The sequence below is a fragment of the Blautia sp. CAG:237 genome, from assembly GCF_000436615.1.
GTDB lineage: Bacteria > Bacillota > Clostridia > Lachnospirales > Lachnospiraceae > Blautia_A > Blautia_A intestinihominis.
This window is the reverse complement of record NZ_FR886651.1, coordinates 1-10,827: the sequence shown is the minus strand read 5'-3', so window position 1 is coordinate 10,827 and position 10,827 is coordinate 1. Positions and strand designations below refer to the sequence as shown.

General features: G+C 40.5%; 12 protein-coding genes. All 12 read right to left on the bottom strand.

Features of this window, described 5'->3' with window-relative positions:
* Positions 1–2 precede the first annotated feature (2 nt).
* Entirely contained in the window at positions 3–1,523 is a 1,521-nt protein-coding gene (locus tag QZL69_RS00450; RefSeq protein ID WP_022213269.1) for a sensor histidine kinase, read from the bottom strand.
* Positions 1,513–2,274, bottom strand: coding sequence for a substrate-binding periplasmic protein (locus QZL69_RS00445; protein WP_291517572.1), 762 nt, complete (start codon positions 2,272–2,274; stop codon positions 1,513–1,515). The genes QZL69_RS00450 and QZL69_RS00445 overlap by 11 nt, the downstream gene beginning before the upstream one ends.
* Positions 2,275–2,461: 187 nt before the next feature.
* Positions 2,462–3,805: an MATE family efflux transporter gene (locus tag QZL69_RS00440; RefSeq protein WP_022213267.1), complete on the bottom strand. Its 1,344-nt coding sequence runs from the start codon at positions 3,803–3,805 to the stop codon at positions 2,462–2,464.
* The gene (locus QZL69_RS00435; RefSeq protein ID WP_022213266.1) at positions 3,795–4,247 is read right to left on the bottom strand and encodes a MarR family winged helix-turn-helix transcriptional regulator; all 453 of its coding nucleotides are present in this window, start codon (positions 4,245–4,247) and stop codon (positions 3,795–3,797) included. The genes QZL69_RS00440 and QZL69_RS00435 overlap by 11 nt, the downstream gene beginning before the upstream one ends.
* Before the next feature lie 222 nt (positions 4,248–4,469).
* On the bottom strand, positions 4,470–4,844 hold the full coding sequence (locus QZL69_RS00430) for a hypothetical protein (protein WP_022213265.1): 375 nt from the start codon (positions 4,842–4,844) through the stop codon (positions 4,470–4,472).
* 235 nt (positions 4,845–5,079) lie between these two features.
* A complete protein-coding gene (locus QZL69_RS00425; RefSeq protein ID WP_022213263.1) occupies positions 5,080–6,675 on the bottom strand; it encodes an AAA family ATPase in 1,596 nt (531 codons plus the stop codon).
* Positions 6,676–6,679: 4 nt separating this feature from the next.
* A complete protein-coding gene (locus QZL69_RS00420) occupies positions 6,680–6,880 on the bottom strand; it encodes a helix-turn-helix transcriptional regulator (RefSeq protein WP_118254447.1) in 201 nt (66 codons plus the stop codon).
* Between the two features lie 122 nt (positions 6,881–7,002).
* A complete protein-coding gene (locus QZL69_RS00415; protein ID WP_022213261.1) occupies positions 7,003–7,590 on the bottom strand; it encodes an AAA family ATPase in 588 nt (195 codons plus the stop codon).
* Between the two features lie 12 nt (positions 7,591–7,602).
* Complete coding sequence (locus tag QZL69_RS00410; protein WP_022213260.1) at positions 7,603–8,970, bottom strand: MATE family efflux transporter; 1,368 nt, start codon at positions 8,968–8,970, stop codon at positions 7,603–7,605.
* 219 nt (positions 8,971–9,189) lie between these two features.
* The gene (locus QZL69_RS00405) at positions 9,190–9,708 is read right to left on the bottom strand and encodes a CarD family transcriptional regulator (protein ID WP_022213259.1); all 519 of its coding nucleotides are present in this window, start codon (positions 9,706–9,708) and stop codon (positions 9,190–9,192) included.
* Between the two features lie 30 nt (positions 9,709–9,738).
* A complete protein-coding gene (locus QZL69_RS00400; protein WP_022213258.1) occupies positions 9,739–9,960 on the bottom strand; it encodes a hypothetical protein in 222 nt (73 codons plus the stop codon).
* Positions 9,961–10,110: 150 nt separating this feature from the next.
* A complete protein-coding gene (locus tag QZL69_RS00395) occupies positions 10,111–10,776 on the bottom strand; it encodes a hypothetical protein (RefSeq protein WP_291517562.1) in 666 nt (221 codons plus the stop codon).
* Positions 10,777–10,827: the final 51 nt, after the last annotated feature.

The following is a 10,827-nucleotide window of genomic DNA, read 5'->3' as shown; positions in this document are numbered from 1 at the left end:
TGTCAAAAAGTCGAGTTAATTAAAGGATGAAATACTAGGCATTTCAGTGTTGTTGTTACTTTTCCATGTGGTTTATTATATTTAATACAGTTCCCATAGATATTCAGGAATATCTGCCGGATATGCAGCGGGCTTCCGTAAACATAAGAAACAGGAAGTTCCTGTTTCCCGATCTCAAATGCGATCCCGGCTTCCGCGGTACGGCCGCTGATAATCGTTCCAACTTCTCTGGATATCTCACCAAGATCTATCGGCTCATGTGAAATTTCAATATTTTCATCTTCCAGTTTGCTCATCTGCAGGACATCATTGATCAGCGAAAGCAGATGGTCCGCGGACACCAGCATCTTATCCTGATTTGTTTTGACAAGCTCCCTGTCGTCCATATGCGTCTCATTTATTTTGATCAGCCCGATGATTCCATTCAAAGGAGTTCTGATATCGTGACTCATCCTTGACAGGAAACTGCTCTTGGCTGCATTTGCTTTTTGTGCCTGAAAAACAGCTTCTCTGAGTTCAAGGTTTTTGCTTTCAAGGTTCTTTGTATATTCCTTCTGCAGCCTCATCTGCTCTTTCTGATGCCCCTGCAGCATACGCCATCTCAGCGCATGCATAAATCCCACGATCACCAGATAGATGAACACTGTATACAGCATATTCCTCGGTGTCTTTGCAAAGATCTTATCCGCCGACATATATGCGTAGACATAATAATCGCGTCCTTTTTCCATCAGACCATAGTCTGGTATCGTCTGATAGTCTGTACGCACAAGCTGCTTTTCCACGGCACTTTCATTGATGCACTTGAGTTCCTGTATATCCTCTGTCTTCGCACCAATCAATCCCTTGTCATTCGATGCAACGATCTGATTATTTTCGCTTATAACAATCGTTCCATTGTGTTCCAGACTGTAGCCGGTAAGAAGCGAATTGATCGAATGGTTAAAAATACTCGTATATCTCTCAGGCGTATGATAATATACCAGAACGATACCAGGCTTATCCTGTCTGCCGTTCGCTGCTATATCAATATAGGAACCATCTTCGCATTCCATTCTCACAGAATATGTTTTTTCATGAAAATCCACTACATCCAGCAGAACATCCTGATCAGTCTGGCTCAGGATTTCCTCTGCCTGTACTTCATCCGAGCAGTATTTTTCCTGAACCTGTCCATTCTCATCCAGAATCAGGACTCCTGTGAGGTAACTTATCGTACAATAATTTTCCAGCAGTTCTTCTGTTATATCTGATGTTTTTTCTTCCTGCTGGATCTGCTGGCTCAGCACTTCCACACTTTGGATCATTCGCATCAGACTCTTGGATTCTGATGCGATATCGAGTTTCATATTATTGTTGTACTGTTCTTTTATGTAGGTAACCATATCAGAAAGCCGGGTTTCTGCCGATGACAGATCTGCCTTGACAGTAATCACCAAAACAACAAAAAACAATAAAAGCCCCACCAGGATTTCTGCAAGAATAAAGTTGTTCCTGTCCAAATTATGTTGTTTATTCTTCATCCGCATCCTCCAGATATCTGTCTGCACCTTGCAGATACTCGCTGACAATGTCCTCTATTGTTCCATCTTTACGCATTTCTTTGATCGCCTGGGATAATTGTTCATCGATTCCACGGTCATCATCCAGATCAAAAGCCACTCCAAGATTTACATTAAGCAGCGGCTCTTCCAGAATCCTGTATTCCATATCAAAATCTTCGGAAAACTGTACTATAGACGTATCATGTGCTGCAATTGCATCAACATATCCTTTACTCAAAAATGTAAACAGAACATCTCTGTTCTTTACGGATATTATTTTTCTTAATTCTGGAAGTCCCGCTTCATGACTGCGAAACAGATCTTCTGGTTTCGTAGTTGACTGGACAGCAACCGTTTTGCCCTCCAGATCATTCAGCGTATAAATATCACTGTCGATATTGACTGCAACAACCTGCTTGCTTTTCATGTACGGACCGGCCCATTTGTACTCTGTTTCTCTCCCGTCCATAGTAAAACTGCTCCAGACGCAGTCAATAGAGCCGTCCTTCAATAGTTTCTTCTTGTCTTCCCAGTTGATAAATGTAAAATCTGCCTGATATCCTATCCGGTCAAAAGCTTCCCTTGCAAGTTCTACATCTATTCCGGTCATATTTCCATCCACATCCATGTAACTGAACGGTGTGTAGTCATCACATCCAACCATGATATGTGGACGATCATCTTCGGCTCCTGTCTGCTCTGAAGCAGTTTTGGTCTGACATCCGCTCATTATAACTGCCGCGGCAGCTATAATGCCTCCAACCAAAAATATTTTTCTTTTATTTTTTTGCATATTTCAGTAAAATCCTCTTGTACACTGTTGCTGGATACTAATCATATAATATTATAATATATTTTAGCATTTACTTCTACAAAAAAATCTCTGCCAGGCTGTCATACCCGTCAGAGATTTTTTATTACGCTGATTTTTGTTCCTTACGATTCAGATAAATAAAGAATCCTACATTCAAAATGATTCCTGTTACTGTTGCGACCGGTGCTGCCAGTCCGATCTTTGTCAGGCTTGCATTTGGCTGGATACTCATAAAATATGCCAGCGGCAGACGCACCAGAAGTGTCTGAATCAGACCCTGGGCCATAACCCAGACTGTTTTGTTGTTTCCATTGAAATAACCGACCATACTGAACATGATCGCTGTCACGATCGTTTCCGGTGCAAATCCTTTCAGATAATCATATCCATTCCGGATAACAGCTGCATCGATTGAGAAAAATCCTGCCAGCATATCTCCCTTAAACATAACAAGAAGGAACACCAGGCAGCCGACAGCCAGTCCTACGCCGATTCCTGTAAACATGGACTGTTTTGCACGTTTTGTCTTGCCCGCCCCTACATTCTGGGAAACGAAAGACGCCATGGACTGCATCAGCGCACTTGGTACCAGCATCGCAAAGTTTACGATCTTGCAGGCAACGCCGTAACCGGAAGAAGCCTCCAGTCCGAGTCGATTGACAAACGCACAGAGTGCCAGAAAAGAAACCTGGGTCAGAAATTCCTGAAGCGCCAATGGAAGACCGATCTTGAGGAATTTTTTGCACTGTGGATTCAGGCAGAAATCTTTCTTTGTGATCTTAAATGGAAGATCTTTTTTTATCAGAAGGATGACCGCAAACACAACGCTGAGTGCCTGTGCAGTCACCGTTGCAATTGCCGCACCTGCTGCATCCATGTGAAGTCCTGCGACCAATACCAGGTCACCGATCACGTTAACGATACATGCTACCAGAACAAACAGAAGTGGTGAATTACTGTCTCCCAGTCCACGGAAGATTGCGGACAAAAGGTTATAAGCTACAATAAAAAAGATACCACTTCCACAGATCCGTACATAACTGGATGTCAGGTCAACGGCTTCCACTGGTGCCTGCATCAGCACGGAAATCGGACGTGCAAAACATACCATTACAACAAAAAGTCCAATGGAGATCATGGTAAACACAATTGCAGCTCCACCAATGACTGCACCGATTCGTTCTGGTCTCTTTTCGCCTAAGTACCGGGCGATCAGAACTGTAATACCCATTGCAAACTGGATTACTACGAAAGTAACCAGATTGAGCACCTGGCTTCCTGTTGAAACTGCAGAAAGTCCGGATGTTGAACCAAATCTTCCTACTACCAGAAGGTCAACAGCACCATACGCCGCCTGCAGGATCAATGCGCCAAGAACGGGCATCATAAAGGCGACCAGTTTTTTCAAAATACTTCCCTGCGTAAAATCTGCTTTATCATTTGTCATAATGAGTCCTCCTCTCGCACATGATCTGGTAAAATTTCTCGATGGTACGGATCATACAGTCTGCATCTTCTTCTGAAATATCGCTCAGATCCGCAGACAGCTCGCCGAAGTAATGTTCATCATACTTATGAAAAAGCTTCCATCCTTCTTCTGTGACGGATATGTAAGTGACACGTCCATCATCCGGGGATGCGATCTTGCTGAGATAGCCTTTTTTCTCCATCTCCTTAACCGTTCTGGTCACTCCCGGGCGCGGAATGTTCAGCTCATCACTGATATCAGATACTTTTACATGAACATCCCGTTTCTCCAGCGACTGGATCACATCCAGATACTGAATATAAGACGGCATCACACCCTGAGGCAGCGGCGGTAGCATCTCCCTGATCCGCTTCGCCTGATAACATGCATCAAGCATCTCCTTGATCTTCTTATTGGTCATGTTGCATTCTCCCTATATAGTTATCTTTGTTAATTACCTTTGATAATTATATAGGGATTTGAGGATTTGTCAAGAACTATTGGGCAAAAATTTTTCAGAACTATAGCAAAAAAATATCGCTTTACCATCACTTAGACAGCAAAACGATATTTCCTTACTTACATCTTTTGATTCGGTTTGTTTCCATTTTTAGCTCTGTTGATATGATACGGTGTTTCTACATTACTTCTGTCCCTGAATTTCTAACAGCTTCCTGAGACGCTTAACTTCCTCTTCGAGTGCATCTGCGCGCTTTTTTTCTCTTGCAGTATTTCTTCTTTCAGCCTGTATGTCCATTTCATCCATATTCTCAAACAGATATCCCATACCACGACCTCCAATCTCGCCTATGATATTACTGGTTTCCTCGTTTGGTACCTTTAATTTCATTAGTAATGACCACAATATTTTCTTGTATATCTCTTTTATTTCATCTGGTGCATTTCCGTAAATGGATTCCACCATTTCTTCAGAAACCTTTCTGAATTCTGAAAGGTCTTCCGCAGACTGTATCTTGTTAATCTTGTTCTGAGTCGCTTTATACTCCTGCCAGATCACACACATATAGCGAAATTTTTAAAAGCTACCGGCACTACATTCGGTTCCCCATTCGCGCATGTTGCCAGATCCCACATACCATTTTTTAATACCTTGATCACAGATTCATTTAACATTGCATATACCTCCAGATTTCTTTCTATGATAATTTACCTGATGTATTCATGTTAACGAATCTGCTTTTGATTTGGAAGATATTAGCAAATTTATAAGTTGCTATTAAATTTCATAGCATTTAACTCATATTCCACTTTTCGATAATGCAGCTATGCTGTTTTGTTTTCTTATCATAATCAATTCCTGCCAGAAGCAGATTTCCATGATAATCTTTTAGTGCCTCTATATATTGCTTGTCCTTAATCTGCTGAATTGCACCTTCTGCACTTTTGTTCCATTTCAATTCGATTACAACAGCTGGTTTATCCATATGGATCTCTCTGGGTATGAAACAGATATCTGCAAATCCTTTACCACCCGGCAATTCTCTGATTACTGTATAATATTCTCTTGCAAAATAGAATGCCAGGTTAATTGTACAGCTCAATGAATTTTCATCATTATAGGTTAATATCGAAACCTCTTTATGTGCCTGTTCGATTCCCTTTGCTACTTTTTCGGAATCCATTTGCCACAGTGCTTCCAGTAATTCTCTGGATGTCTGTACGGAACGAATCACTTCCGTCCAGTCCATCGTGCTGATTGCATTCACATATTCCTGGGATACTTCCCTGTTCGGGATTTCTACAGTTTCCTTTTCATTATCATAAGTCAGATATCCCAGGTGAACCAGTAATGTCAGCACATCATCTTTTGTCGCAAAAGTTGTCATATCGTTACTGAATGTTCCTGTATTGATTCTTATATTACTTCCCGCCAGCATCTGAACAATTGCATCTTTTAACCCATCCATATTCATTTGAATGTATACTTTCAGAGCTTCGTAAGTCTCTGTCTGATTCCAGTATGTTCCGAACTTTCTCTTCTGCATTGCTTCTACTACAGATTTGGGGCTATACATGGAATAAACTTTTCTAGTCCCACCTTCATGCGAAATCAGATGATAGCCATTATACCATGCTCTCGCCTCTTCAAAGTTCATTTCGTATTTTTCACATAATTTCTGAACTTCTGTCTCTGTAAATCCAAAATATTCTGCAAGATTTCCCGGATCTGTCATTGAATACTCTGTAAACATATTAAGAGCTGAATGTGAGCCATATTTTTTTATTGGAAGAATCCCTGTCATATAGGCCAACGCAACATACTCTTTGTCTTTAAGCCAGAATCTAAGAAAATCAAGATATTTTTTCTGTGCCTCCTGGTCCTGCTGATATTCACGAAACAGGCAGTCCCACTCATCAATCAAAATCACAAATGGATGCTTCGTGTAACTATAGACATCCTTCATAACCTGAACCAGATTTTTTTCATCACGAAATCGAACTTGCCCATATTGCTCTTTCAGATCAAAAATCAGATATTCATTCAGCATTTTCAGCATATGCTCAATATCATTTGTTGCACTGAGAAATTCCTGCATATTGATTTTCAGAACATCATATTGATTCAAATGTTTTTCATAATCTTTGGTACTTTTGATCTTCAGACTCTGAAACAATTCTTTTGTATTAACACTTCTGTCATAATAAGCAGCCAGCATATCCACACCCATAGATTTTCCAAATCTTCTTGGTCTGCTTACACACATATATCTCTGAAGTGTCCGCACACAGTGGTTTGTTTTTTCTATCAAGCCGCTCTTATCAACAAAAATCTGTGATCTCAATGCCATCTCAAAAAGACCGCTTCCAGGGTTCAAATAACTACCCATTCTTTCACTCCTCCCTCTCTCCCGGTACAGCTTCTTTTCCGAACATTGCCAGTGCCTGGTTTACTTTGTCCAGACGCACAGTCTCTTTTCCCTGCTCCAGTTCTCTCACAAATCTGAGTCCCAGACCGGAACGCATCGCAAACTCTTCCTGTGTCAAACCTGCCTTTTTTCTTTCTTCTTTTATATACTTTCCAATTCTGTTCATATTAATCATGATAATCCCGAGCGGGTATAAATTCAAGCTTTAATAGCAAAAATAATCCCGAACAGGTATAATTTTATGTATTTCTTATAAACTATCCCCGTTCGGGTATAATACAATGTTATTTACTTTACACACTCCATGATTATTTCTTCACACTTATCATATCCAAGCTGCGAACTGTTCAGGCACAGTGTATAATTACTGGCTTTTCCCCATCTCTGGTCTGTATAAAAGTTGTAATTTGTCATACGTCTTTTGTCTGTATCTGTCATCATCTTTACAGCATCCTGCTCACTGACATTATACAGCTGGCAGATCCTTTTCATTTTTTCCGGCATATTTCCATGTATAAAAACATTCAGCACATCATCCCGGTCTTTTAAAATGAAATCTGCATTTCTTCCAATGATCACACATGGCTCTTTCTCTGCCAGTTCCAAAATAACTTTTCTCTGTACCTCATATACCATATCTTCTACAGATTTTCCGGTAATATCACGTCCGGCAAGTGCATATGCCAAAATCCCCTTTTTCGGGGACAGCTCTGCACTTTCCTGAATATAATCTGGTGACAGACCGGACTCTTCTGCAATCTGATTGATGATATCTTTATCATAATAGGCAATCCCTAATTTCTTTGCTACCTCCTCACCAATAAAACGTCCACCGCTCCCGAATTCTCTGCTGATCGTAATGATTCTTTTTGCCATCTCTCTTCCTCCTTACTTGAGAACGTTTACTTTATTTTTTCTGATCCTCTTTAAAAATACATATCCTACCAGGCATGAAATTGCTTCTGTGATCGGAAATGCCCACCAGATCAGTGCAACGCCCATCTGACCGTTTCTGACAAATATAGAAAAAATTCCTGCCAGCGGTAAGATAATCACAAACTGTCTCAAAAGAGAAATGATCAGTGATTCTATACCACCATCCAGAGCCTGGTAGATTCCCTGATAAGCAACATTGATTCCTGCAAACAAAAAGCTGATGGAAATCACTCTCATTGCACTGATAAAATACGCTCTCGACTGTCCTGCGTTAAACAGTGTGGCAAATGAAGCAGGGAAAATCTCTGTGACCGCAATGCCCAGAATCATTAATACGATCGTATAAATAAGCCCATATCTGATTCCATCCTGGATTCTTTTTTTGCTTCGCATTCCATAAGCGAACGCAATGATCGGGGTAATTGCATCTCGGAGTCCAAACGCAAGGAACAGAACAAACTGCTGTACCTTATAAAACAGACCATAGGCTGTCTGTGCTGACGGATTAAATTTCAGGATCAGGTTCATCACATATACCATAATGGACATCAGTGCCTGTGCAATGATCGCTGGAAGTCCGATCGCATAGATTTCTTTTATAATACCTGTATCCGGCTTCATGTATTTCATTCCATGCTCGAATTCTTTGTTCAGTTTCATATGGAAAATGAACAGTAAAACTGCGGATGCCACCTGACCGATCACGGTTGCATAAGCCGCACCTTTTACGCCCATTTCCGGAACCGGTCCAATACCATAGATCATGATCGGATCAAGAATGATATTTACAACAGCTCCGACCACCTGACCGATCGTCGAATAAAGAGAACGGCCTGTTGCCTGTAATAACTTTTCAAATAAAGAAAAGAAGATGATTCCAAAAGAAATCACGCAGCATATCCTCAGATAGCTGACTCCCATTCCAAGTACTTCTGCATCTACTGTCTGCGATGAAATGTATGCTTTCACTCCAAAGATACCAAACAGTAAACAGACTGCATAAATGATCACTCCCAGAAACAGACTGTTTCCTGCTACCTTTGCTGCTTTCTTACTGTTCCCCTGTCCCAGTGTCCTTGCAAGAAGCGCATTGGTTCCTACGCCAGTTCCAATCCCCACTGCAACCATAAGCATCTGAACCGGAAATACCAGTGTCAGTGCATTCAATGCCGCTTCACTGCCCACTCTCATATTTCCTACAAACGCACTGTCTACAATATTATAGACTGCCTGCAATGCCATAGATAAGATCATCGGGATCCCCATCTGGATCATTAGCTTATTCACTGGCATATCTTTCATCTTGTTACTTTCTGCCATTTTGTTTCAACTCCTCCTTTTTCTGCACAAAAAAATGTAGCTCTGTCATATAAGCTGGACTTACGCTGACAGGCTACACACTTTTTCATGGCAAATATAAAATTGTAAAATAAAAAACGAGTGGCAGGTAAACTGGATTTACGCTTACTTGCTACTCGTTTGTGATTATTATATTTCCTGTTTTTCCAAAAGTCAAACAGATTTTTTTCTGGATTTCTCTTACGCTTCCTGTCTGCTTTTGTTGATATACTCAATGATTGTTTCACAAACTTCCTCTTTCGGTTTTCCAAGAGCTACTCCAAGTTCCATGTATAACAGGTTTTCTGCTATCTGAAAATATCTTGCATCTGTTGTTGTACATTTTTTCCCTTGTGCAAGTCTTTTCTTTTTCCGCTGATAAATCATTTTTATAATAGAAATTAATGCTTCCGGATCGTTTGATTTTACTGTTGCTTTGTATTTTTGTTCCCGCATTTTTTCATTATCAATCCATGCTGTTGGAATTTCCGGGATCCGTTCAATCAACTTCCATGCTTCTTCTTTTGTCAGGCATAGCCTTAATACCGCATCTGAATTTGAAACAGGAACATAAAGTTTCCCTTTTTCATCTTCTATAGATTTCATCAGATAATATAATTTGTTCTCTTTTTTGCCAGTCAGATCCAGAGATACGATGTCTTCTATTTTACACACACCTGTAACTGACTTACTGACGAAATCTCCAATCTCATATTTCACAAAATTCTCTCCTTACTAGCCAAACAATTCCTACTCTGTAAATGTATAACGCACAAAAGATCCCTGATTATCACCTGTTACGATCACAATGTCTCCTTCTCCGTTACGCACAGATTCCAGGACAGGAAATCTTCCATTCTCTTTTACATATGCTTCCGGGCTGGCTGCCTCGGCCTCGATCAAAGTTTTTTTGCTGTATTTCTCTCCTCCACAGGGATTTATTTCTTCGATAAAAATTTCATATTCATGCATATAAGATTCCTCCTCTGGATTATTTTAAAAAAACAGACAACATACGTGTCATTTATCTTACACAAATACGCTGCCTGCTGTTATTTTTATTATAAAACTATTTTTATTTTATTTCAAAAGTGATTTTGAACAAAAAATATATGCCGTTTTTTAGTCATTATTACTATTGAATAATCCTTCCAGAGTTTCTTTCTCTTCCTGCAGTACTTTCAGTACATACCTGTCAAAATGTCTTGCGTCCTGTGTTGTAGAGCCGAATTCGTAAGTTTCCTGACCGTAATCTATAACATCAAAACCTGGTGTCGCTTTGCTGGCTCCTTTGGTTCTGTAGGAAGCAGCATCTGCCAGAGTAAAATTGACCTCTCCATCTTCATAAGATGCCCAGCTGCTGATATCGGTTCCTGTTGCTTCCGTGGCAGTTCCATTTTGTGTCTGGGTCTTCGCCTCCGCTTTTGTTACTTCTGCTACTCCTTCTACATATTTTCCATACATTTCGTCAATATAAAGTACCAGCGATTCTCCGAAAATCTCAGACGGAACGTGTCCACCATCCCACTGCCATTCGAGTTCTGCATCTGTTCCACTGTTAAGCCATGCAATCTGCATATTCATAGATGCAAACAGCGACATATCGCCTTCGGACGCACCCATTACTATTCTGGTCCATGTCGGACTTTCTGTATCTTCGGCTCCAATATAGTTGATTGGATTATATAAATCCACAATATTATTTCCATATTTGTCGCCGTCCTCAATGGATTCGATATCGCTTTCATAAGACTCCAGCATTTCTTCATAACTACTGTAATTTGGCAATATTCAAAGTACTCTCAATCGTACTCTGATCCGTTTTAGTCTCCTGCGCCG

Bases quoted from the DNA above. Each gene is read 5' to 3' on its own strand.
- QZL69_RS00425 (WP_022213263.1), bottom strand. From the start codon at position 6,675: ATGGGTAGTTATTTGAACCCTGGAAGCGGTCTTTTTGAGATGGCATTG.
- QZL69_RS00450 (WP_022213269.1), bottom strand. From the start codon at position 1,523: ATGAAGAATAAACAACATAATTTGGACAGGAACAACTTTATTCTTGCA.
- QZL69_RS00445 (WP_291517572.1), bottom strand. From the start codon at position 2,274: ATGAGCGGATGTCAGACCAAAACTGCTTCAGAGCAGACAGGAGCCGAA.
- QZL69_RS00440 (WP_022213267.1), bottom strand. From the start codon at position 3,805: ATGACAAATGATAAAGCAGATTTTACGCAGGGAAGTATTTTGAAAAAA.
- QZL69_RS00435 (WP_022213266.1), bottom strand. From the start codon at position 4,247: ATGACCAATAAGAAGATCAAGGAGATGCTTGATGCATGTTATCAGGCG.
- QZL69_RS00410 (WP_022213260.1), bottom strand. From the start codon at position 8,970: ATGGCAGAAAGTAACAAGATGAAAGATATGCCAGTGAATAAGCTAATG.
- QZL69_RS00420 (WP_118254447.1), bottom strand. From the start codon at position 6,880: ATGAACAGAATTGGAAAGTATATAAAAGAAGAAAGAAAAAAGGCAGGT.
- QZL69_RS00400 (WP_022213258.1), bottom strand. From the start codon at position 9,960: ATGCATGAATATGAAATTTTTATCGAAGAAATAAATCCCTGTGGAGGA.
- QZL69_RS00415 (WP_022213261.1), bottom strand. From the start codon at position 7,590: ATGGCAAAAAGAATCATTACGATCAGCAGAGAATTCGGGAGCGGTGGA.